The organism is Streptomyces sp. NPDC057694 (assembly GCF_042799415.1).
GTDB lineage: Bacteria > Actinomycetota > Actinomycetes > Streptomycetales > Streptomycetaceae > Streptomyces.
In genome coordinates this window covers 1-23,125 of sequence record NZ_JBHVIX010000016.1, presented here as the reverse complement: position 1 = coordinate 23,125, position 23,125 = coordinate 1, and the positions used below count along the sequence as shown (strand labels likewise).

The 23,125-nt window shown below is 71.5% G+C and carries 20 protein-coding genes and 1 rRNA gene; 11 read left to right on the top strand and 10 right to left on the bottom strand.

The features are described 5' to 3' along the window. Positions 1-18: 18 nt before the first annotated feature. Together ACFVDP_RS28945 and ACFVDP_RS28940 are read right to left on the bottom strand one after the other, a co-directional pair. A complete protein-coding gene (locus tag ACFVDP_RS28945; RefSeq protein WP_383495798.1) occupies positions 19-597 on the bottom strand; it encodes a hypothetical protein in 579 nt (192 codons plus the stop codon). 148 nt (positions 598-745) lie between these two features. After that, positions 746-1,297, bottom strand: a complete 552-nt coding sequence (locus ACFVDP_RS28940) for a 1,4-alpha-glucan branching protein (RefSeq protein ID WP_383495795.1) — start codon at positions 1,295-1,297, stop codon at positions 746-748. 201 nt (positions 1,298-1,498) lie between these two features. Between ACFVDP_RS28940 and ACFVDP_RS28935 the strand changes: the two genes are divergently transcribed. The 6 genes from ACFVDP_RS28935 (at position 1,499) to ACFVDP_RS28910 (ending at position 12,147) form a co-directional block, all read left to right on the top strand. Then, positions 1,499-2,716, top strand: coding sequence for a S8 family peptidase (locus tag ACFVDP_RS28935; RefSeq protein WP_383495792.1), 1,218 nt, complete (start codon positions 1,499-1,501; stop codon positions 2,714-2,716). A gap of 196 nt (positions 2,717-2,912) precedes the next feature. Continuing rightward, a complete protein-coding gene (locus ACFVDP_RS28930) occupies positions 2,913-5,234 on the top strand; it encodes a maltotransferase domain-containing protein (RefSeq protein WP_383495789.1) in 2,322 nt (773 codons plus the stop codon). Between the two features lie 37 nt (positions 5,235-5,271). Further along, positions 5,272-6,990 (top strand): maltose alpha-D-glucosyltransferase, encoded by a 1,719-nt coding sequence (gene treS, locus ACFVDP_RS28925; protein WP_383495785.1) that lies wholly within the window; start codon positions 5,272-5,274, stop codon positions 6,988-6,990. Positions 6,991-7,364: 374 nt separating this feature from the next. Further along, positions 7,365-8,783: a phosphotransferase gene (locus tag ACFVDP_RS28920; protein WP_383495782.1), complete on the top strand. Its 1,419-nt coding sequence runs from the start codon at positions 7,365-7,367 to the stop codon at positions 8,781-8,783. 235 nt (positions 8,784-9,018) lie between these two features. Then, entirely contained in the window at positions 9,019-11,232 is a 2,214-nt protein-coding gene (glgB, locus tag ACFVDP_RS28915) for a 1,4-alpha-glucan branching enzyme (RefSeq protein WP_383495780.1), read from the top strand. 78 nt (positions 11,233-11,310) lie between these two features. Beyond that, positions 11,311-12,147, top strand: coding sequence for a hypothetical protein (locus ACFVDP_RS28910; protein WP_383495777.1), 837 nt, complete (start codon positions 11,311-11,313; stop codon positions 12,145-12,147). Here the strand turns inward: ACFVDP_RS28910 and ACFVDP_RS28905 are convergent. The 4 genes from ACFVDP_RS28905 to ACFVDP_RS28890 all read right to left on the bottom strand — a co-directional run bounded on the left by ACFVDP_RS28905 (position 12,144) and on the right by ACFVDP_RS28890 (position 15,658). Then, complete coding sequence (locus tag ACFVDP_RS28905; protein WP_383495774.1) at positions 12,144-14,393, bottom strand: HelD family protein; 2,250 nt, start codon at positions 14,391-14,393, stop codon at positions 12,144-12,146. The two genes, ACFVDP_RS28910 and ACFVDP_RS28905, sit on opposite strands and share 4 nt — an antisense overlap. 110 nt (positions 14,394-14,503) lie before the next feature. Then, the gene (trxA, locus tag ACFVDP_RS28900; protein WP_383495772.1) at positions 14,504-14,824 is read right to left on the bottom strand and encodes a thioredoxin; all 321 of its coding nucleotides are present in this window, start codon (positions 14,822-14,824) and stop codon (positions 14,504-14,506) included. Between the two features lie 5 nt (positions 14,825-14,829). Next, on the bottom strand, positions 14,830-15,237 hold the full coding sequence (locus tag ACFVDP_RS28895; RefSeq protein ID WP_383495769.1) for a MerR family transcriptional regulator: 408 nt from the start codon (positions 15,235-15,237) through the stop codon (positions 14,830-14,832). Positions 15,238-15,298: 61 nt separating this feature from the next. Next, complete coding sequence (locus tag ACFVDP_RS28890; RefSeq protein WP_383495766.1) at positions 15,299-15,658, bottom strand: hypothetical protein; 360 nt, start codon at positions 15,656-15,658, stop codon at positions 15,299-15,301. 79 nt (positions 15,659-15,737) lie between these two features. Between ACFVDP_RS28890 and ACFVDP_RS28885 the strand changes: the two genes are divergently transcribed. Then, positions 15,738-16,625, top strand: coding sequence for an aldo/keto reductase (locus ACFVDP_RS28885; RefSeq protein ID WP_383495763.1), 888 nt, complete (start codon positions 15,738-15,740; stop codon positions 16,623-16,625). Here the strand turns inward: ACFVDP_RS28885 and ACFVDP_RS28880 are convergent. Both ACFVDP_RS28880 and ACFVDP_RS28875 read right to left on the bottom strand, forming a co-directional pair. Beyond that, entirely contained in the window at positions 16,615-17,292 is a 678-nt protein-coding gene (locus ACFVDP_RS28880) for an NUDIX domain-containing protein (RefSeq protein ID WP_383495760.1), read from the bottom strand. The two genes, ACFVDP_RS28885 and ACFVDP_RS28880, sit on opposite strands and share 11 nt — an antisense overlap. Further along, positions 17,289-17,702 (bottom strand): DUF4406 domain-containing protein, encoded by a 414-nt coding sequence (locus ACFVDP_RS28875; RefSeq protein ID WP_383495757.1) that lies wholly within the window; start codon positions 17,700-17,702, stop codon positions 17,289-17,291. Before ACFVDP_RS28875 ends, ACFVDP_RS28880 begins: the two co-directional genes overlap by 4 nt. Positions 17,703-17,751: 49 nt before the next feature. Between ACFVDP_RS28875 and ACFVDP_RS28870 the strand changes: the two genes are divergently transcribed. The 3 genes from ACFVDP_RS28870 (at position 17,752) to ACFVDP_RS28860 (ending at position 20,374) form a co-directional block, all read left to right on the top strand. Beyond that, the gene (locus tag ACFVDP_RS28870; RefSeq protein WP_383495755.1) at positions 17,752-18,507 is read left to right on the top strand and encodes a DeoR/GlpR family DNA-binding transcription regulator; all 756 of its coding nucleotides are present in this window, start codon (positions 17,752-17,754) and stop codon (positions 18,505-18,507) included. Between the two features lie 146 nt (positions 18,508-18,653). Next, entirely contained in the window at positions 18,654-19,547 is an 894-nt protein-coding gene (locus ACFVDP_RS28865; RefSeq protein WP_383495752.1) for an effector binding domain-containing protein, read from the top strand. Positions 19,548-19,576: 29 nt separating this feature from the next. Continuing rightward, on the top strand, positions 19,577-20,374 hold the full coding sequence (locus ACFVDP_RS28860; protein ID WP_383495750.1) for a maleylpyruvate isomerase family mycothiol-dependent enzyme: 798 nt from the start codon (positions 19,577-19,579) through the stop codon (positions 20,372-20,374). Between the two features lie 111 nt (positions 20,375-20,485). Here the strand turns inward: ACFVDP_RS28860 and ACFVDP_RS28855 are convergent, their stop codons facing one another. Continuing rightward, the gene (locus tag ACFVDP_RS28855) at positions 20,486-22,198 is read right to left on the bottom strand and encodes an MFS transporter (RefSeq protein WP_383495747.1); all 1,713 of its coding nucleotides are present in this window, start codon (positions 22,196-22,198) and stop codon (positions 20,486-20,488) included. Between the two features lie 168 nt (positions 22,199-22,366). On the opposite strand from ACFVDP_RS28855, the gene ACFVDP_RS28850 reads away from it, so the two are divergent. Then, positions 22,367-22,972, top strand: a complete 606-nt coding sequence (locus ACFVDP_RS28850; RefSeq protein WP_383495745.1) for a TetR/AcrR family transcriptional regulator — start codon at positions 22,367-22,369, stop codon at positions 22,970-22,972. A 72-nt stretch (positions 22,973-23,044) separates the two neighbouring features. Here ACFVDP_RS28850 and rrf read toward each other — a convergent pair. After that, positions 23,045-23,125: ribosomal RNA gene (gene rrf, locus ACFVDP_RS28845) — 5S ribosomal RNA — on the bottom strand; the annotation flags it as partial.

The following is a 23,125-nucleotide window of genomic DNA, read 5'->3' as shown; positions in this document are numbered from 1 at the left end:
CCCGACCTGATCCAGGCCCTAGGCGACGGCCCCGCCGGTGCCGCGCGCGCCGCCGATGTAGTCGGTCAGTCGTGCGTCGTCGTAGACGGAGATGTCGACACCGGCGCCCTCCGGGATGTCGAAGTCCTTGGTCACGTGGTCGACGGCGGCGGGAGTGGCGGGCGCGGCGTAGGTGCCGAGATCGTGGGTGGTGCGGCCCGAGGTGTACGTGATGTGTACGTAGAAGGTGTCGCCGTCGTTCTTCGTGTCGTACACCCGCAGCTGCTCGCTCTTCGGGTGGAACTCGACCTTGCCGACGAACGAACTCCCCTGTTTCAGCTCGAGCTTGACCGCGTAGCCGCCCGGGTCGCGCGCGAAGGAGGTGCCGCCGTAGGGGTCGCTGAGGGCGCCGCCGCCGCACGGGCAGCTGTCCGTGTCGCGGTAGACGGCGCGGACCTCGGGATTGGGGCTGTACGCGTGGGCGGGCGCGGCGGTGACGGCCGGCGCGGCCGCCGTCGACAGGAGCGCGGCCGCGGCGAGGGCGGCCCGCCGCCATCCGCCTCCGGGCCGCCTCGGGCGCCCGGCGTCGCGTGCGGTGGTGTCCGTCCGTGCTCGCATCCGTGAACTCATCCCTGCTTCTCCCCCACTCGGCGTGACGACACGTCACCGAAGGTGATCTCCGGTGACGTGGCCACGATGTCAGACACCGCGGGCCCCGGCGGTGTCCGACATCCCGGCCGCGCGGCCCGTCGGCAAGGGGCGCCGGTCAGTCGGCGCGCACGACCACGAAAGTGCCGCGCACCCGGTCCCCGTCGACCGTCCCCCACTCGGCGCTGACGCCGCTCGGGGCGGTGGAACCGGGCTCCAGTACGCGCACGATCTCCGGCCGCCCGTCGCCGGGCGCGGCGTGCACGGTCGGGTCGAGCTCGCCGTCGACGCTCTGCGCGTGCGCGGGCACCTCGCCCTTCATCAGCGCGGTCAACTCGGCCACGAGCACCGGGTCCTGGGCCCCGTCGTACACCCAGCGCTCGCCGAGCACGCCGTGCACGACCGTCCCGATCAGCGCGGCATCGGCGCCCGGCAGCGGGGCGCCGCGGTAGGTCATCGGCACGTGGTACGTCACCGGCTCGGGCCCCGAGGTGTCGGTCGTCGCGAGGAACTCGAGGCCGACCTCTCCGGCCGGGTCGTCGAGGCGGAAGCCGCCGGCCTTGGCGAGTTCGGGGGTGCCCGCGCCCCGGTACCAGGACTGCTTCGGCAGCCACTCGGTGAGCAGTTCGAGCTTGGTGGGCGTGATGGTGGTGCGGTGAATGATGGACATGCGGTCATCCTGCCGCAGTCGGCCGGATCGGACCCGGGCCCCTTCGGCCGGATTTCGCCGCAACCCTCGCGGCCCGGCACCCCACCTCCACGGGCGATATGGCCGATTCCGCCCCCTCGTACAACCTTGTGGCACTTCACACCACACGAGAGGCTGCCAACTGGCGTGATTCTGCGCCGAGTTGAGGAGGGGAACTCACACATGGCAGTGACCGTGCCAGTGACGCGGAAGCGAAGGCTGCGCGGAGCCGGTGGACTCACCGTGCTCGCGGCAGTCGCGGTGCTTTCGGCCGTCACGCCACCCGCACAGGCCGCCCCCGCGCAGGGACGGATACTGGGCGCCGGGGAACCCGGCGCCGTGGCGGGCAGCTACATAGTGACGCTGAAGGGGGGAACCAGGGCCCCGTCCGAGGCGGGCAAGGACCTTGCCGCGAAATACGGGGCGAAAATACGCCACACCTACAGCAACGCGCTCAACGGGTACGCGGTGAAGGCCGACGACGCGCGGGCCGAGCGGCTCGCGGCCGATCCGAGTGTGGCGTCCGTCGTGCAGGACACCGCCGTCACCTACGACCACACCCAGAAGAACCCGCCCTCGTGGGGCCTGGACCGCATCGACCAGAAGGATCTGCCGCTCGACAAGTCCTACACCTGGCCGAAATCGGCGGGCGCGGGCGTGACCGTGTACGTGATCGACACGGGCATCCGCACCACGCACAAGGACTTCGGCGGACGGGCGAGTTCCGGCTGGGACTTCGTCGACAACGACGCGGTCGCCCAGGACGGAAACGGGCACGGAACCCATGTGGCCGGAACCGTCGCGGGCACGAAGTACGGGGTCGCGAAGAAGGCTAACGTGGTCGCAGTGCGTGTGCTCGACGACGCAGGATCCGGTACTACGGCGCAGGTCATCGCCGGTATCGACTGGGTGACCAAGCATGCGCGGAAGCCGGCGGTCGCCAATATGAGTCTGGGCGGCTACGCCAATGAGCAACTCGACCAAGCGGTCCGCAATTCCATCGCCTCGGGCGTCACGTACACCGTCGCGGCGGGCAACGACGGGCTGCCGGCGAACCTGTACTCCCCCGCCCGTGTCAAGGAGGCGATCACGGTCGGTGCGACGGACAAGAAAGACGCGCGTGCGAGTTTCTCGAATTGGGGTACTCGTGTAGACCTGTTCGCGCCCGGCGTCGACATCACGTCCGCGTCGTTCGCGAGCGACACAGGCAAAGCCACCTACTCCGGAACGTCCATGGCGTCTCCGCACGCCGCGGGCGCCGCCGCGCTGTATCTCGCCGATCATGCGTGGGCGACCCCCGCGGATGTGAGCAAGGCGCTCGTGGGCCGGGCGGATTCGGGTCGGATCACCGGCGCCGGACCCGGCTCACCGAACAAGCTGTTGCAGGTCAACAACCCTTAGGCGGAAGGTGAGTTCATGAGCCGGTCCCGTCGCTCACGGCGGGACCGGTCTTGTGTGTGCCCTTACGCGCGAGTAGTTAACAAAGCACCGGATTGCCCACCCATCGGCCGTGGAAGGCTCACCCGGTACCCCGCACGGCCCTCTGACCAGAATTGCGCCTCCGCAACCCCCGAATCCTCCGCGGACAGGAGCGGTCATGCCCGCCAAGCGCTCGTCCCCCCAGCCGAACCCCGAACAGCGAAAGCCGGCCCAGCCGGATCCTGAACACCAGGCCCCCGAACCACAGAAGCCGACCCAGAAGAAGACACCCGCGAAGAAGGCGGCCGCGAAGAAGGCACCTGCGAAGACGGCCCCGGCACGGAAGAAGGCGGCCGCGAAGAAGGCCCCGCAGAAGAAGGCGGCCCAGAAGAAGGCCGCCACGGCCAAAGCCGCACCGGTCGAAGCCGCACCGGAAGGGACCACCGCCAAGCCGGTGACCCGGACCACCCGGAGAGTCCCTGCTCCGGCCCCCCTGCCGGCCGAGGCACCCGCACCCCCCGTCCAGGTCAGCACGGGCCGCATCCCCATCCGGGACGTCCGCCCGCTGATCGCCGGAGGCGCACGGCCCGCCAAGTCCGTGGTGGGAGAAACCTTTCGGGTCACGGCCACCGTGTTCCGGGAGGGCCACGACGCGGTCGCCGCCAATGTCGTGCTGAGCGGCCCGGACGGCCAGGAGGGCCCCTGGACGCCGATGCACGAGCTGGCCCCCGGCACCGACCGCTGGGGCGCCGAGGTCACCGCCGACGCGACGGGCTCCTGGACGTTCCGCGTGGAGGCCTGGGGCGACCCGGTGACGACCTGGCGGCACACGGCCCGGATCAAGGTACCGGCGGGCATCGACACCGAACTCGTACTGGAGGAAGGCGCGTTGCTGTACGAACGGGCTGCCGCCGGTATACCAGGGCCGCTCGGCGCCCCCGTACAGGAGGCCGTCGCCGCGCTGCGCGACACCGCCCGCCCGCCCGCGGCCCGCCTCGCCGCCGCCCTCGCCCCGGACGTGGACGAGGTCCTCGCCCGCCATCCTCTACGCGAACTGCTGACCGTCAGCGCGGAGTTGCCGCTGCTCGTGGAGCGGGAGCGAGCGCTGTACGGCTCCTGGTACGAGTTCTTCCCGCGCTCCGAGGGCGCGGTCGTCGAACCCGGAAAGCCACCCGTGAGCGGCACCTTCGCCACCGCCGCCCGCCGTCTGCCGGCCATCGCGGAGATGGGCTTCGACGTGGTGTACCTCCCGCCGATCCACCCGATCGGGACCACGTTCCGCAAGGGGCCCGACAACTCCCTGTCCCCCGGCCCGCACGACGTCGGCGTCCCCTGGGCGATCGGCTCGCCCGAGGGCGGCCACGACGCGATCCACCCGGACCTGGGCACCCTGGAGGACTTCGACCGGTTCGTCGCGCAGGCGCGGGAGCTGGACCTGGAGGTGGCTCTCGACTTCGCGCTCCAGTGCTCCCCCGACCACCCGTGGGTGGAGAAGTACCCGGACTGGTTCCACCACCGGCCCGACGGCACGATCGCGTACGCCGAGAACCCGCCGAAGAAGTACCAGGACATCTGCCCCCTGGCCTTCGACGCGGACCTGCCCGGCCTGATCGCGGAGACGACCCGCGTCCTGCGCCACTGGATGGAGCACGGCGTACGCATCTTCCGCGTGGACAACCCGCACACGAAGCCGGTCGTCTTCTGGGAACACGTCATCGCGGACATCAACCGCACCGACCCCGATGTCATCTTTCTGGCGGAGGCGTTCACCCGCCCCGCGATGATGAGTGCTCTGGCCGAGGTCGGCTTCCAGCAGTCGTACACCTACTTCACCTGGCGCAATTCGAAGCAGGAACTGACCGAGTACATCGAGGAGTTGGCGGGCGAGAAAGCGGCCTCCATGCGGCCGAACTTTTTCACGAACACGCCGGACATCCTCCATGAGTTTCTCCAGCACGGCGGCCGTCCCGCCTTCGAACTGCGCGCGGTGCTCGCCGCGACGCTCTCCCCCGCCTGGGGTGTCTACAGCGGATACGAGCTGTGCGAAAACACTCCGCTACGCCCCGGCAGCGAGGAGTATCTGCACTCCGAGAAGTACGAACTACGGCCGCGGGACTGGGAGTCGGCCGTGCGGGAGGGACGGACGATCGCTCCGCTGATCACCGCGCTCAACGACATCCGGCGCCGCAGCCCGGCACTACGGCAACTGCGCGACGTGCACTTCCACCACGCCGATCAGGACGCGGTACTCGTGTACTCGAAACGCAGCGGCTCGAACACGGTTCTGGTCGTCGTGAACCTCGACCCGCACCACACCCAGGAGGCGACGGTCTCGTTGGACATGCCACAACTGGGGCTCGGCTGGCACGAGTTCCTGGCGGTGCGTGACGAGCTCACCGGCGACAGCTACCACTGGGGCAGGGCGAACTACGTGCGTCTCGATCCGGGCCGTTCACCCGCGCACATTCTCACCGTCCTGCGACCGTCCACGCCGCGATGAATTCTCTGGAAGAGGAATTCGGAGGGTCACCCACACCATGATCATGAATGAGCCCGTCCCGGACACCTTCGAGGACACTCCACAGAAGGACCGGGACCCGGATTGGTTCAAGCGCGCCGTCTTCTACGAGGTCCTGGTCCGCTCCTTCCAGGACAGCAACGGCGACGGCGTCGGCGACCTCAAGGGCATCACGGCGAAACTGGATTACCTCCAGTGGCTGGGAGTGGACTGCCTCTGGCTGCCTCCCTTCTTCAAGTCCCCGCTCCGTGACGGCGGTTACGACGTCTCGGACTACACCTCGGTGCTCCCCGAATTCGGCGACCTGGCCGACTTCGTGGAGTTCGTGGATGCCGCGCACCAGCGCGGGATGCGCGTCATCATCGACTTCGTCATGAACCACACGAGCGACCAGCACGAGTGGTTCCAGCAGTCCCGCTCGGACCCCGAGGGACCGTACGGCGACTACTACGTCTGGGCGGACGACGACAAGCAGTACCAGGACGCCCGCATCATCTTCGTCGACACCGAGGCCTCCAACTGGACCTTCGACCCGGTCCGCAAGCAGTACTTCTGGCACCGCTTCTTCTCCCACCAGCCGGACCTCAACTACGAGAACCCGGCCGTCCAGGAGGAGATCCTCGCCGCCCTGCGCTTCTGGCTCGACCTCGGCATCGACGGATTCCGTCTCGACGCGGTGCCCTACCTCTACGCCGAGGAGGGCACCAACTGCGAGAACCTCCCGGCGACCCACGAGTTCCTGCGCCGGGTCCGCAAGGAGATCGACGCCCAGTACCCGGACGTGGTGATCCTCGCCGAGGCCAACCAGTGGCCGGAGGACGTCGTCGACTACTTCGGCGACTACCAGACCGGCGGCGACGAATGCCACATGGCGTTCCACTTCCCCGTCATGCCGCGCATCTTCATGGCGGTACGCCGCGAATCCCGCTATCCCGTCTCGGAGATCCTCGCCAAGACTCCCGCGATCCCCTCGGGCTGCCAGTGGGGCATCTTCCTGCGCAACCACGACGAGCTCACCCTCGAAATGGTCACGGACGAGGAACGCGACTACATGTACGCGGAGTACGCCAAGGATCCCCGGATGCGGGCGAACATCGGCATCCGGCGCCGCCTGGCCACGCTCCTGGACAACGACCGCAACCAGATCGAGCTGTTCACCGCCCTGCTCCTGTCGCTGCCCGGCTCTCCGATCCTCTATTACGGCGACGAGATCGGCATGGGCGACAACATCTGGCTCGGCGACCGCGACGCGGTCCGTACGCCGATGCAGTGGACGCCCGACCGCAACGCCGGCTTCTCGTCGTGCGACCCCGGCCGGCTGTTCCTCCCCACGATCATGGATCCGGTCTACGGCTACCAGGTCACGAACGTCGAGGCGTCGATGTCGTCCCCGTCGTCCCTGCTGCACTGGACGCGCCGGATGATCGAGATCCGCAAGCAGAACCCGGCGTTCGGCCTCGGCTCGTACACGGAGCTGTCGTCGTCGAACCCGGCGGTGATCGCGTTCCTGCGCGAGCTGCCGTCGACCGGGGAGGAGGGGGACGACCTGGTCCTGTGCGTCCACAACTTCTCCCGCTTCGCCCAGCCCACCGAGCTGGACCTCCAGTCGTTCAGCGGCCGGCACCCGGTGGAACTGATCGGCGGGGTCCGCTTCCCCGCGATCGGGGAGCTGCCGTACCTGCTCACGCTGGCGGGGCACGGGTTCTACTGGTTCAGGCTGCGGAAGGACGGTATGTGACCCCGTCCTTCTGAACGGCAGGTGGCCCCGTCCTCCTGAGGGGTGCGGCCGGCGGTGCGCGAAAGGCGCCCCGCCGGCCGGTCCCGCGGCGCGTCCCGGCGCCGGTGACCGGTGACCGCGCGCCTCGCTCACGTCACCGGGAATGTCCAAGAACCCGCCAATCCCGGTTTCCGTCCCCTCCCCCTGGGCACTCTCCACCAATACCGTGCGGGACAGGCGCCGCCGCGTACCGTCCCGGCCCGTGCCAGGGCGCACGCACACCGATCACGCACACTCGGCACGTCCCCTCTGGACAGCTCTGGACAGCATCTCGGCATCCGGGACCGCGCACACCGTCGTCGAGCGTTCCCGGCCCGGGGAAAGGACGCGACGCCATGTCGGAAGCCGCAGGCCGCCCCGCCGCTCCCGCCCACCCCACCGCAGTCGCGGCGGACGACCCCTCCGGCCTCCTCCTGTCCCTGGAGCCACTGCTGCGCGAATGGCTGCCACGCCAGCGCTGGTTCGCCGGCAAGGGCCGGCCCGTCACCGGCTTCACCCTCGACTCCGTCACCCCGCTGCTGCCCGGCGCCGCCCTGCTGCACCTGCTGGTGCGCGCGCACCAGCCGCCCGCCGACGACGAAGGCCCCGGGGACCGCTACCAACTCCTCATCGGCACCGCCGGGTTGCTGCCCCAGCAGCTCGCGCCCGCGACGATCGGCGCGATCACCCGCGGCCCGCTGGCCGGCCGCACCGCCTACGAGGCCCTCCAGGATCCCCGCCAGGCGTCCGTGCTGCTGGAGCGGCTCCGGATACCCGGCGCCCTCGGCGCCCTCCGCTTCCACCGCGGCCCGCACGGCCAGGTGCCGCGCGGCCTGGTCCCCCGCCCCTTGCAGGCGGAACAGTCCAACTCGTCGGTCGTGTACGGGGACCGGCTCATCGCCAAGTTCTTCCGCCGGGTCGTCGCGGGCGTCAACCCCGACCTCGAACTCCCCCTCGCCCTGGCCCGCGAGGGCTGCGACCGGGTGCCCGCGCCGGTGGCCTGGTTCGAGACGCGCACCGGTGACAGCGGGGACACGGAGGAGACCACCACCCTGGGCGTCCTCCAGCCGTTCCTCAAGGGGGCGGCCGACGGCTGGGACCTGGCGCTGAAACACCTCACCAACGAAGAGGACTTCACCTACGAGGCACAACAGTTGGGCCGCGCCACGGCGGAGGTCCACACGGCCCTGGCCCGCGCCCTGCCCACGGTCACGTACAGCCGCGCGCAGACGGAACAGCTCGCCGGGACCATGATCCGCCGCCTGGAGACGACGGCCCAGCAGGTCCCGGCCCTGCTCCCGCACGTCCCCGCACTGCGCACCGCCTTCGCCGCCCTCCACGACCTCGCCGCCGACGGCCGCACCCGGCAGGCCCAGCGCATCCACGGCGACCTGCACCTCGGCCAGTGCCTGCGCGAGGCGAGCGGCGCCTGGCGGCTCATCGACTTCGAGGGCGAACCGTCCCGCCCCCTCGCGGAACGCCGGATGCCGCACCCCCCGCACCGCGACATCGCCGGCATGCTCCGCTCCTTCGACTACGCGGCCCGCAGCGCCCGCCCCTGGAACGCGGCCTGGTCACAGGCCTGCCGCGCCGCGTACTGCGCCGGCTACGCGGAGGTCTCCGGCACCGACCCGCGCACCGACCCGGTCCTGCTGCGCGCCTACGAAACGGACAAGGCCGTCTACGAGGCCCTGTACGAGGCCCGCCACCGCCCGGACTGGCTCCCGGTCCCGATGGCGGCCTTGGCAAGGCTGGCAGAAGAAGTGCCCCGATAGGGGCGCGAGGCTGTATCGAAATGCGGCTCCGCCGCGTGAGCGCGACAAGCCCACCGAAATCGCCCCGCAAGGGGCGCGAGGAACTGCGCGACCAGCCACGACGAGACCCGCACCGGCCACCGCCCCCCAGCCCCGCCAGGGGCGCGGGGAACTGCGCGACCAGCCACAACGAGAGCCGCACACGCCCCCGCACGCCAGCCCGGCACACGCGAAGCCCCTCAAGGAGGCGCACCCCGTGACCCCCCGCCCCGCCACGACCCCGGCCCCCGTCCCCGAGGGAGACCGCGCACGGCTCCTCAGCGCGACCCACCACAACCCCCACGGAGTGCTCGGCGCCCACCCGGTCGACGGCGGCACAGCCTTCCGCGCCTGGCGCCCCTACGCCCAGCAGGTAGCCGTCCGCACCCCGCAGGGCAAGCGCGCCGAACTCCACGACGACGGCGACGGGTTCTTCTCCGCTCTGCTCCCCCTCGACGAGGTCCCGCCCTCCTACGAGCTGGAGATCACCTACGGCGACACGGTCCAGACGATCGCGGACGCCTACTCCCTGCTCCCCGCGCTCGGCGAACTCGACCTGCACCTCATCGCCGAGGGCCGCCACGAACAGCTGTGGACCGCGCTCGGCGCCCGCCCCATGACCCACCAGGACATCGAGGGCACCCGCTTCACGGTCTGGGCGCCGAACGCCCGCGGCATCCGGGTCGTCGGCGGCTTCAACTTCTGGGACGGCGCGGCCCACAGCATGCGCTCCCTCGGCTCGTCCGGCATCTGGGAGCTGTTCGTGCCCGGCGTCGGCGAGGGCGAGCTGTACAAGTTCGAGATCACCCGCCCCGACGGCAGCAAGACGCTGCGCGCCGACCCGCTCGCCACCCGCACCGAGATCCCCCCGGCGAACTCCTCGATCGTCCACGCCTCGCACCACACCTGGCAGGACGGACACTGGCTGGAGCACCGCGCCGGCCGCCCCGCGCACGAGTCCCCCTTCTCGGTCTACGAGATTCACCTGGCGTCCTGGCGCCCCGGCCTCACCTACCGCCAGCTCGCCGACCAACTGCCCGCCTACGTAAGAGACCTGGGCTTCACGCACGTAGAACTGCTGCCCGTGGCCGAGCACCCCTTCGGCGGCTCCTGGGGCTACCAGGTCACCGGCTTCTACGCCCCCACCGCGCGACTCGGCACCCCCGACGACTTCAAATACCTGGTCGACACCCTGCACCAGGCCGGCATCGGCGTCCTCATGGACTGGGTCCCGGCCCATTTCCCGCGCGACGACTGGGCGTTGGCGGAGTTCGACGGACGGCCGCTGTACGAGCACGAGGATCCGCTGCGCTCGGCGCACCCGGACTGGGGCACCCTGGAGTTCGACTACGGCCGCAAGGAGGTCCGCAACTTCCTTGTGGCGAACGCCCTTTACTGGTGCGAGGAGTTCCACATCGACGGACTCCGCGTCGACGCCGTCGCCTCGATGCTCTACCTCGACTACTCGCGCGAGGAGGGGCAGTGGACGCCGAACGAGTTCGGCGGCCGGGAGAACCTCGACGCCGTCGCCTTCCTCCAGGAGATGAACGCCACCCTGTACCGGCGGGTCCCCGGCGTCGTGACGATCGCCGAGGAGTCCACGGCCTGGGACGGCGTCACCCGCGCCACCCACCACACCGGGCCGGGCGGTCACGGCGGCCTGGGCTTCGGCCTGAAGTGGAACATGGGCTGGATGCACGACTCCCTGGAGTACGTGAGCCACGAGCCGGTGCACCGCAAGTACCACCACAACGAGATGACGTTCTCGATGGTGTACGCGTACAGCGAGAACTACGTGCTGCCCATCTCGCACGACGAGGTCGTGCACGGCAAGAAGTCCCTGGTCTCCAAGATGCCGGGCGACTGGTGGCAGCAACGCGCCACCCACCGGGCCTACTTGGGCTACATGTGGGCGCACCCCGGCAAGCAGCTCCTCTTCATGGGCCAGGAGTTCGCGCAGGGCGCCGAGTGGTCGGAGGCGCACGGCCCGGACTGGTGGCTGCTCGATCCGGCGTACGGGGCCGAGGCCGACCATCGCGGAGTGCGCGACCTCGTACGGGACCTGAACACCGTCTACCGGGAGGCGCCCGCGCTGTGGGAGCGGGACACCGATCCGGCGGGGTTCGAGTGGGTGGCCGGTGACGCGGCGGAGGACAACGTCTTCGCGTTCCTGCGGCGCGCGGCCGACGGCTCGCCGCTGCTCGCGGTGTCCAACTTCTCGCCGGTGGTGCGGCCCGAGTACCGGCTCGGCGTGCCGGACGCGGTGCCGGCCTGGCAGGAGGTGCTCAACACCGACCGGGGCCGCTACGGCGGCGGTGACGTCACGAACCCCGAGCCGGTGAAACCGGACGACGTCCCCGCGCACGGCCGCCCGGCGAGCGTGCGCCTGACGCTGCCCCCGCTCGCCACGGTGTGGTTCCGCCCGGCCTGACGCGAAACACCGCTCCCCCACGGCCGGGCCGTTCCCTATAGTCGGCCCGGTCGATCATCCACGGGGGGTCCGGAACCGATGCAGTCCTTTAGATCGCGCTCCAAGAGATCGCAGTCCAAGAGATCACGGTCCAGGAGATCACTGGCCGCCGTCCTGCTGAGCGCCGTCGCCGTGCTGCTGCTCGGCGCCTGCGGGACGCTGAGCGCCGGGTCGGGCGCCATCCCGCCGACGCCGGTGGAGACGCCGCACTGGCAGACGTACGCGCCGTTCGGGGTGACGGCCGCCCGGCTCGCGGACGACGGGCGCACGCTCAGCGTCGTCGCCGAGATCCCCCACGGCGGGAAGACGTGCGTACGCGACCTCAAGGCGGTCGTCACCTCCACCTCGGACCGCACGGTGTGGGTGCAGGTGTCGTACGCGCACCTGACGGGCGACCCGCATGCCGACTGCGCCGGGACCACGACCGGCACGGCCGAGGTCCGGCTGCCGTCCGCGCTCGGCCACCGCAATCTGGCCACGGACGTCCACACGACGTTCACGGCGGACGGGGCCGACCTGCCGGAGCTGCGGCTGTGCGGCGAGCGCGGCTGCCACCCGGCCCCCACCGGCTGCACCCCCGCCTCGTACAACCAGGCGGTGATGGCACTCGACGTCCCGAACCACACCCGGCGCGGCGACGAGCACTGCGACGAGAAGTGGCTGGTGTTCGACATCTCCTCGCGGATGGGCCCCGCCTGCGCCGAGGGCGAGGCCCCCGGCTGCGGGGCGAGCCGGGGCGACCGCTGGTTCTTCCGCGCCGAGAAGGCCGGCTGGGTACCCATCGTCCGCTCCACGAAGAGCGGCTGCACCGACGTGCACCGCGTCGAACCGGCCTTCCCGTCCGCCTTGTGCTCCGGCCTGCCCCCGGTGAACTAACGCAGCGCCTGCGGCAGTTCACCGGTGTGCAGCACACCGAGCCGCTGGGTGGCCCGGGTCAGCGCCACGTACAGGTCGCTGGTCCCGTACCGGCCCGGCTCGACGACGAGTACGGAGTCGAACTCGAGGCCCTTGGCCTGGCGCGGGTCGAGCAGCACGACCGTGTGCGTCAGGTCGGGGGCCCCGCCCGCCGTCACCCCGGGCACCTGCGCCGCGATGTCGGCGTGCAGGTCGCGCGGGGCGATCACGGCGAGGCGGCCCTCCTCGGGGGTGAGTTCGGCGACCGCGGCGGCGACGGCCGCGGGCAGGTCGTCGGTGGCCCGCACCCAGGGGCGTACGCCCGTCGAGCGGACGGACGACGGCGGCTCGAAACCGGGATGCTCGGCGCGGATCACGGCCGCCGCGAGCTCCATGATCTCGCTCGGCGTGCGGTAGTTGACGCCGAGCCGGGTGTGCTCGAAGCGGTCCTCGACGTAGGGGGCGAGGATGTCCGCCCACGAGCCGACGCCGGCCTCCTCGCTGGTCTGCACGGGGTCGCCGACCAGCGTCATGGAGCGGGTGGGCGAGCGGCGCATCAGCAGCCGCCACGCCATCGGGCTCAGCTCCTGCGCCTCGTCGACGATGATGTGGCCGAACGCCCAGGTCCGGTCGGCGGCGGCCCGCTCGGCGGCGCTGCGGTGGTCCTCCTCCTCGTACCAGTCGGCGACCCGGTCCGCGTCGACGATGTCGTGCGCGGCGAGCACCTCGGACTCGTCCTCGTCCTCGAACTCGTAGGACTCCGAGCCCTTGGACAGGTCGAGGACGCCCTGCGCGTAGGCGGTCCGCTCCTGGCGGGCGGCCTCGGCGGCGGCCCGCTCGGCGGAGTCGTCGTAGCCGAGGAGTTCGGCGGCCTCGTCGAGCAGCGGCACGTCGCCGGGGGTCCAGTCGGCGGGCCCGGTGACCTCGCGGCGGATCGCGGCGGCCGCGTCGTCGGGCAGGTGGACGGGGTCGGCCAGGAAGTCCGCGACGAACTCCTCCGGCGTGAGCTTCGGCCACAGGTCCGCGATCGCGGCGTGCACGTCGGCGCTCGCGGCGACGCCCTTGCCGAGCTGGGCGAGGTCGTCGGCGCCCAGGAAGTTCGGCCCGCCGTACGGGTCGGCGCCGATCCGCTCGGCGAGCTGCGCGGTGAGCGCGTCGAGGATGTGGAACGCGAAGGTCGGGCGGGCGAGGTTGTGCGGGAGCAGGGTGTCCCGGGCGGCCTGCCGCGCCTCGTAGGCGATCTCCCAGTCGAGGATCAGGTCCCCGTCGTCGTGCCGGATCACCAGGGGCGCGCCGGGCTCCGGGAGCTGCTGGCGGTCGCGCACCGCGAGGGCCAGCGCGTCGGACATCTCGCGGGCGCCCTTCGCGGCGGCGGCCCGGGGCGTGTCGACGGCGGTCGCGTGGACGCCCGGGAACAGCTCGCCGACGGTCGCGAGCAGCACGCCGGTCTCGCCGAGCGCGGGCAGCACCTCGGAGATGTAGGAGAGGAACGCCGGGTTGGGGCCGACGATCAGCACCGCCCGCTTGGCGAGCAGCTCCCGGTGCTCGTACAGCAGGAACGCGGCACGGTGCAGGGCCACGGCGGTCTTGCCGGTGCCCGGACCGCCCTCGACCACCAGCACACCCCGGTGGTCGTGGCGGATGATCCGGTCCTGCTCGGCCTGGATGGTCTGCACGATGTCGCCCATGCGGCCGGTGCGCGCGGAGTTCAGCGCGGCCAGCAGCACGGCGTCACCGGACGGGTCCTCGAAACCGGTGCGCTCGTCGTCACCGAGATCGAGGATCTCGTCGTGCAGTTCGGTGACGGTCCGGCCCTCGGTGGTGAGATGCCGGCGCCTGCGCAGACCCATCGGTGTGTGCCCGGTGGCGAGATAGAAGGGGCGCGCCACCGGCGCACGCCAGTCGATGAGAATCGGCGTGAGTTCGGTGTCGTCCTCACGAATTCCGAGACGCCCGATGTGGTGCGCGACGCCGTTCGTGAGATCGATCCGGCCGAAACAGAGCGAGCCGTCCACCGCGTTCAGCGCGGCGAGCAGACCGGAGCGCTCCACGACCAGCAGGTCCCGCTCCAGGCGGGCCTGCTGGCCGGTGCCGACCGGCGTCAGGGCGTTCGTGACCGAGTCCGCGGCCTCGCCGCGCAGCGCGTCGACGCGCGCATAGAGCCGGTCGATGAATTCCTGTTCCTTTTGGAGTTCCTTCTCGGATACGGCGGATTCCCGGCTTGACAAAACTGCTCCCTGCCCGGTACGGTGTGTTTACTGGCCCCCAGTGAGGGGCCTTTTCTGTGGGCACACAGAAACACCGAATATACCCCCGGGCGGGGCTTCATTCCAATTCTTCAGAGCGCCTCGGACAATTCCTCCAGCAGGCGCCGCTTCGGCCGGGCTCCGACCCGCGACCACACGGGCTCCCCGTCCTTGAAGACCATCAGCGTCGGCATGGACAGCACGCCGTACTTCACGGCCGTCTCCGGATTGGCGTCGACGTCGATCGCGACGACGTCGAGCCGCTCCCGCTCCTCCTCGGCCACGGCCCGCAGCACGGGCGCCAGCTGCTTGCACGGCCCGCACCACTCGGCGGTGAACTCCACGAGCACCGGCCGCTCCGCCTTGACCACCTGCTCGTCGAAGTCCGCGTCGGTCACGTCCCGGAACGCCATCGTGATCACTCCCTCAGTTCGCAGCGCGGCGCGGAGTCGTCCTCCGTCGCCAGCGCCTGCATCGCCTGTTCGGCGCGCGCCAACTGCGCACCGACCGTGTTCCTTACGGCGCTCAACTCGCCGATCAGCGCGTCGAGTTCGGCGAGCTTGCTGCGGTACACGGCGAGCGACGCGGGACACGAGTCGCCCTCGGGGTGCCCGGCCCGCAGGCACTCCACGAACGGCCGGGTCTCCTCCAGGTCGAACCCGAAGTCCTGGAGCGTGCGGATCTGCCGCAGGGCCCGCAGGTCGTCCTCGTCGTAGGTCCGGTAGCCGTTCCCCCCGCGCCGCGCGGGCAGCAGCCCGCGTGACTCGTAGTACCTGAGCGTCCGCGGGGTCACCCCGGCGCGGTCAGCGAGCTCTCCGATGCGCATGCCTACGACGGTAAACGTTGACCCTGACGTCAGGGCCAGCCCCGGCGTCCCGGAATCCGGCTCAGGGCCAGTCGACGAGTCCGCCGAACGCGATGCCGGAGAACACCACGACGAACGGCGCGGCCACCGCGAGGCCGATCCGCCACCCGGCGAACCGCCGCTGCCACGGCAGCAGCCACGCCGTCGCGAGCACGAGCAGCGACACCACGAGGCCCCACCCGAAGACGGTGAACGCCCGGTCGAAGCTCGGGTCGAACCGGTCGGCCTGGGCGTCGGTGCAGGAGTCACAGGCCATCCCCGACAGGCCGGCGAAGACGTAGGCGAAGAACGCGCCCGGCAGCGTGGCCAGCGTCGAGAGCAGCGGCGCGATCCACTGCCGGGAGGGCGGCTCGGCGGGGGCGGCGGCGAGTTCCTGGGTCATGGCCTCAGCCAACCCCGCCCGGGGATGTCCGCACCTGAGCATCCCTACTCACGTTCCGTACTCAGCAAGGAGAAGAAGGATGAACAGCACCACCGGCACCTGGCTCCTCGGCGACCTCCCGGTCCGCCGCGTCGGGCTCGGCGCGATGCGGCTCCCGGGCCGCGTCGCCTTCGACAACTCGTCCGTCTCCGACCGCGACCGGTCGATCCGCGTGCTGCGCCGCGCCGTCGACCTCGGCGTGAACCACATCGACACGGCCGCCTTCTACTTCTCCGCCCGCCGCTCGGCCAACGAACTGATCGGCGCGGCCCTCGCCCCCTACCCCGACGACCTGGTCATCGCCACCAAGGTCGGCCCGCGCCGCGACCGCGCCGGCGACTGGGCGACCTGGGCCCGCCCCGACGAGCTGCGCGGCGACGTCGAGGAGAACCTGCGCCAGCTGGGCCGCGACCGGCTGGACGTCGTCAACATGCGGGTGAACGAGGTGAGTTCACCGCACATCGCGGAGTACGTGGGTGAGCTGGCGCGGTTGCGGGACGCGGGCCTGATCCGGCACATCGGGGTGTCGGGCGTGGACGCGGCCGCCCTCGCCGCGGCGCGGAAGGAGGCGCCGATCGTGTGCGTGCAGAACCCGTTCGGCCTGGGCCGGACGCGGCCCGGGGACGCGGAGCTCCTGCGCACGTGCACGGCCGAGGGCATCGCCTTCGTGCCGTTCTTCGCGATCGCGGGCGGCGCCGGGCACGAGGGCGCGGAGGGCAACCCGGCCACCGCCGCGCTCGCGGAGATCGCCGCAGCCCACGGTGCGAGTCCGGCCCAGATCCGCCTCGCCTGGACCCTTCACCAGGGCCCGAACGTCCTGGCCATCCCCGGCACCGGCGACCCGGACCACGTCGACCAGAACGTGGCGGCGGGCACGATCCGGCTCACGCCGCAGGAGGTACGGGCCCTGGGCACCGTCACCGGCTGACGGCGAACGGGCCGTCCAGCGCGGCCCATTGCAGCAGCAGGACCGTCTTGCCGTCGGCGATGCGCCCGTCACGGACCATGGCGAGGGCCTCGGCGAAGGGCAGTTCCAGCACCTCGATGTCCTCGCCCTCCTCGGCGAGGCCGCCACCGGCGCCGGTGCGGTCGGCCGGCGTGTAGGGCGCCGCGTAGAAGTGCAGCCGCTCGGTGACCGAGCCGGGGCTCATGTAGATCTCGGCGACGGGCGTGAGGGGGCCGAGCTCGACCCCGAGCTCCTCGGCGCTCTCGCGCCGGATCGCGGAGAGCGGATCGTCACCGTCGAGCAGCCCGGCCGCCGCCTCGACGAGCATGCCGTCGGGGTGGCCGTTGACGTAGGCCGGGTAGCGGAACTGCCGGGTCAGCAGGACGCACCCGCGCTCGACGTCGTACGGCAGGACGACCGCACCGTTGCCCCGGTCGTACGTCTCGCGCTGCTGGGTCTCCCAACGCCCGTCGCGGCGCCGGTGGTCGAAGGTCGTGCGACGCAGCACGTGCCAGCCCCGCGAGGTCAGCTCCACGTCACGGACGACGACATCGGGGTTGCGGTCCAGGTCACGTCCGGCCTGGTCGAGGCCGGTGCGGCCGCGGTGGTCGGGGACGTCGACGCCGGGGCGTGCGGGGGCCGCGCTCACGCGGTCTCCCGCGGGGCCAGGCACGGTATCTCGGCGACGTCGTGGAAGACGGGCAGGCCGCGGCGGCGGGCGATGGCCACGTCCTGATCGGCGCCGGCCGACTCCCCGGGGAGCCGCAGCACGGCGTCGCACCGGGCGAGCAGCCGCTCGGCGGTCGGGTACAGCACCTGGTCGGCGAGGGGGTCGGTGGGCCCGGCACCGGCGGAGCGGAGCACGGGCAGCGCGACCCACTCGCCGATCATCGGGATGTGGCCGGCGGCGAAGACGGGCCAGGCGGCCTCTTCGAGCCGGGCGAGGTTCGCGGCCATGGCGCGGGGGTCGCCGCCGGTACCCGAGCGGTAGGGACCGGCGATGAGGACGAGCAGAGGACGCCGGGAGGAGTCGGTCGGCTCGGAGTGCTGATCGTTCATGTCGCGCTACGATACATGCAGAATCGTGCAAGAACAGGAGATACTACGGATGCTGGCTGCCGAACGGCGCGACCACCTGCTGGAACTGCTCGCCCGCGAGGGCAAGATCGTGGCCAAGGACGTCGCCGCCGACCTGGGCATCTCCGAGGACAGCGTGCGCCGCGACCTCCGCGACCTGGCCGCCGAAGGACTGTGCCAGCGGGTCTACGGCGGAGCCCTGCCCGTCTCCCCCGCGGTCGCGGACTACGCCACCCGCACGACCGTCGCGCCAGGCGGCAAGCAGAAGGTCGCCGCGGCGGCCGCGGCGCTGGTGCGGCCCGGCAGCGCCCTGATCCTGGACGGCGGCACGACGGCGCTCGCGGTCGCCCGCCACCTCCCGCCGGACCTGCCGTGCACGGTGATCACGCACAGCCCGACGATCGCGGCTGCCCTGCTCGACCATCCCCGGGCGGAGCTGTTCCTCCTGGGCGGCCGCATCTTCAAGCACTCGGCGGTGGCCTGCGGCGCGGCCGCGGTGGAGGCGGCGCAGAACGTGTCGGCGGACCTGTGCCTGATCGGTGTCACCGGTGTCCACCCGGAGGCGGGTCTGACCACGGGCGACGCCGAGGAGGCCGCGATGAAGCGCGCCCTGGCGGCCCGGGCGGCGGACACGTACGTCCTCGCCTCGTCCGAGAAGATCGGCACGGCGTCCCGGTACCGGGTGCTGCCCTGGGAGGACATCACGGCCCTGATCACGGACGCCGACCCCGCGCACCCGGTGATCGAGCGGCTGACGGCGCACGGGGTGGAGGTCGTGACGGCCTGACGCCCCGACGACCGGACAGGAACGGGCACAGGATGTCGGGCCCGGCGTCCTCGCCCACTCCTAGCGTGGGGATCGAGCAGGCCGGCCCGGGAGGGGCGCGGCCGTCGACAACACATCGGTGAAGACAGGAAGGGAAGGAGCCCGGGGTGCTGGACCGCCTCAACCAGGCCATGGACCGCATCGAGCAGCGCCTCGACCAGGACCTCGACGTCGCGGAACTGGCCCGGATCGCGGCCACGTCGGAGTACCACCTGCGGCGGATGTTCTCGGCGCTCGCCGGAATGCCGCTGTCGGAGTACGTGCGTCGGCGCCGGCTCACCGTCGCGGGCGCCGAGGTGCTCGCGGCCCGGGAGCCGCTGCTGACGATCGCCGTGCGCTACGGGTACGGCTCGGGCGAGGCGTTCGCCCGCGCGTTCCGCGTCCTGCACGGGATCGGTCCCGGCGAGGCCCGCAGGACGGGCGCCGCGCTCGTCTCCCAGCCCCGCCTCACCTTCCGTCTCACCGTCGAAGGGAGCAGCAGCATGCGATACCGAGTGGTGGACCGCCCGGAGTTCACGGTCGTCGGGCCCAGGGCCCGGGTACCGCTGGTGTACTTGGGGCCGAACACGGCGATCGAGGAGTTCGTCCGCGGCATCGACCGCGGGGTCCTGGACGAGCTGGAAAAGCTGTCGCAGCGTTCCGGTGCGGAGCCGCGGGGCGTCCTCGCGGTCTGCGACGACCTCGACCCCGGCCGCGCCGAGGGCAGCGAACTCGACTACTACCAGGCGGTGGCCGTCCCCACGGACACCCCGCTTCCCGAGAACCTGCCCACGCTGACGGTCCCCGCCGGAACCTGGGCGGTGTTCACGACATCGGGCCCGGCGCCGGAGGCCGTGCAGCGCCTGTGGAGCGACGTCTACACGGAGTGGTTCCCGTCGAACCCGTACCGCACCCGGCCCGGCCCCGAACTGCTGCGCACCCGCGTCTCGCGGTCCCCGGACGGCCCGACGGCGGAGGCCGAACTCTGGCTGCCGGTGGAGCGCGAACGCTCCGGGGGCTGATTGTCGGTGGGGGCCGCTAGGTTGGCGCCATGACTCACGACGTACGCGTTCCCCTGTCCACGGCGCGGTATCTCGACTGTCTGGCCGCCGACTTCGACCGACTGCGCTCCGTCGCCACCGCCGCCGACCCCGGCGCGGCGGTGCCGACCTGCCCCGACTGGACCGTCGCCGACCTGGTGCGCCATGTCGGGCAGGTCTACGTGGACAAGACGCACGCGATCCGCGAGGGCGCGGAGACCGAGTGGCCGCCGAAGGGCACGCAGGACGCGGAGCCCTTCGCGCTCCTCGACCGCGCGTACGCCGATCTGCGCGAGGAGTTGACGACCCGGGATCCCGGGGACCCGGCGGGCGGCTGGTACGCGCCGGACCGGACCGTCGGCTTCTGGATCCGCCGGATGGCGCAGGAGACGGTGATCCACCGGATCGACGCCGAGCTGGCCGCCGGACAGCAGGTCGCCCCGGTCCCGGAGGACCTGGCGATCGACGGCATCGACGAACTCCTGAAGGTGTTCACGCAGTACGCGGTGTCGGGATGGCCGGACTACTTCACGGACACCCTCGCGGGGTCCCCCGGCCGCACCGTCGAGATCCATGCCCTCGGCACCAAGGCGGCGGCCTGGCGGATCAGCACGGGCCCGGCCCGCTTCACGGTGGAGGACGGCCCCGGCGACACCCCCGCCGACCTCACCCTCTCCGCCCCACCGAGCGCACTCCTGCAGGACCTGTGGAACCGCCGAACCCCCGGCGAAGCAACCCGAGTCACGGTCACCGGCCCCGAGGCCGCCACGACCGAACTCCGCGCCTGCCTCACGATCGCAACGCAGTAACGCACCGGCCCACTCCCTACCAGAGCATGACGCCCCGCCGCGGAAGCGCCCCGCCAGGGGCGCGGGGAACTGCGCGCCCAGCCACGACGAAAGCCGCACCCGACCAACCGCTCACCTCCTCCCGGCACCGGCGGCGGAGCCCACCTCGCCGCCGGTCCCGGCCGGAAGGCCGACATCGCCCTCACCCGTGGAGCCCGGCTCCACGCCCGCGCCACGCCCGGGCAGCAACACCCCGACCACCACGGTCCCGACCCCGAGAATCACCGCGCCCACGACACTCGTGTGCGCCACCGCATCGGAGAACGAAGCCCCCACGGCATCAGCCATCTCCCGCGCCCCGTCGGCGAGTTGACCGGCCTGCGCCTTCCACTGCGCGGCCTGCTCCGGATCACCGGCCCCCTGCGCCCGCTCGGCAAGCTGCTGAGCCTGCTCCCCGATCCGCTGCGCGACGGCATACCCGGCACCGACGGAGTCCTGCGCGGTGGACAGCGCGCCCCCGGGCAGCCGGGTCCCCCCGGCGGCATCGGCGAGATGCGACGAGTACGACCCGGCGAGCACCGACCCGAGAAGGGCGATCCCGAGCGACCCGCCCAGCTCCAGCGAGGTGTCGTTCACGGCCCCGCCGACCCCCAGCTCGCTCTCCGGGAACGCCCCCATGATCGCGTCCGTGCAGGGCGACAGCGCGAGCCCGATGGCGAGCCCGAGGATGACGAGCGGCAGCACGAAGTCCCCGTACGTGGACCCGGCGTCGACGCGCGTCAGCAGCGCCAGAGCCGCCGTCCCCCCGACCATCCCGGCCGTCACGGTGACCCGCATCCCGATGCGCGGCGTGAGATACCCGGTCAGCGCCGACCCGACGAACACGGCACCGGCCAGCGGCAGCATCCGCACCCCGGTCTCCCAGGCGTCGTACCCGAGCACGAACTGCAGATCCTGGGTGAGGAAGTAGAAGGCCCCGAAGACCGCGAGGAAGAACAGCGCGACAGCGAGGTTCGACCCGGCGAACCGACGGTTCGTGAACCGCCGTACGTCCAGCACCGGCCGCGGATGCCGCAGCTCCCACAGCACGAACGCCACCAGCGCCACACCCGCCACCACGGCGGCGCCCACGGCCTTGACGCCCCAGCCGAAGTGCGGCCCCTCGATGATCATGTACACGAGCGCCCCGACCCAGACCACGGACAGCACGCCGCCCACGTAGTCGATCCGCCCGTGCCGCTCGGCCTTCGACGGCGGTACGAGCACGAGCGCACCGACGATCGCGACGGCGGCGACCGGCACGTTGATCAGGAACGTGGACGCCCAGCCGTGGTCCCGCAGCAGCGCACCGGCGACCAACGGCCCGGCGGCGATGGCGAGTCCGGCGGTCGCCGTCCACAGCACGATCGCCTTGGCCCGCTCGGCCCGGGGGAACGTGGCGGCAAGCAGTGACAGCGTCGCCGGCATGATCATCGCGGCGCCGACGCCCATGACGGCGCGCGCTGCGATGACCCCGGTGGAGCTGCCGACGAGCGACCCGGCGACGGCCCCGCCCCCGAACACGACGAGCCCCAGCAGCAGCGCCCCGCGCCGGCTGTACTTGTCGCCGATCGCACCGAGCAACAACATCAAGGCCGCGTACGGCACGGTGTAGCCGTCGATGACCCATTGCAGATCGGCGCTGCTCAGACCCAGGTCCTGGGTCATGTCGGGCGCCGCGACCGTGAGCGCCGTGTTGGCCATCACGATGATCAACAGGCTCAGGCAGAGCACGAGCAGCGCCCACCAGCGGCGGGCGTACGGCCGGTCCATGGTGTCGACCGGCTCGTTCATGACGAGGCGCATGACGCGGAACCCCTCCAGAGGCAGGACAGCACAGACACGCGCAGCTTGCACACGCCTGTGCAATTACACAGTGGTGTGCAATCTACGTGGTTGCACACCACTGTGCAAAATGGCGGGGCCGAGACGGCCGCATGCCGCACCGCTCCCGCGCCCAGGCACAATGAACGCGTGACTCCCGCTTCCGCCTCCGTACGAGCCGACGCCAACCGCCGCCGCATCCTGGACGACGCGCTGGTGGAGCTGTTGCGTGATCCGGACGCGTCGATGGATCAGATCGCCCGAGCCGCGGGGGTCGTGCGCCGCACGGTCTACGGTCATTTCCCGAGCCGGGACGCGCTGATCGAGGCCTTGGTGGACGACGCGGCGCAGGCGGTGGCCGAGGCGCATCGGGCCGGCCGCGAGGGCGTCGCCGACCCGGCGGAGGCGGTGGCCCGTTCGATCCTGGCGATCTGGCCGATCGCGGACCGCTACCGCCTCCTGGTCCATCTCGCTCAGCGCAGCGTCACGATGGAGGGCATCAGGGCCCGCCTGACCCCGGTCCGCGAGGCGTGCACGGAACTTCTCCAACAGGCTCTGGAGACCGGCGAGTTCGACTCACCCCTACCGGCCGAGGCTCTGGCCCATGTTCATGAGCAGGTCCTGTTCGGCCTGATGGAAGCGGTCAACGAGGGAGTCCTCCCGGCAGAGGATGCGGGCCGCGCGGCGGTAGTGGCGGTGCTGTCCTCGGCCGGCTACCCGGCGAAGGACGCGAAGCGCCTGGCGGCGACGGCCTGAGGTCTTGGCCGCAAGGCCCTTTAAACGCAGAAAAGCCCGGACCGTTCCCGGTCCGGGCTTTTCTCAAAATTTGTTCGGCGGCGTCCTACTCTCCCACAGGGTCCCCCCTGCAGTACCATCGGCGCTATAAGGCTTAGCTTCCGGGTTCGGAAT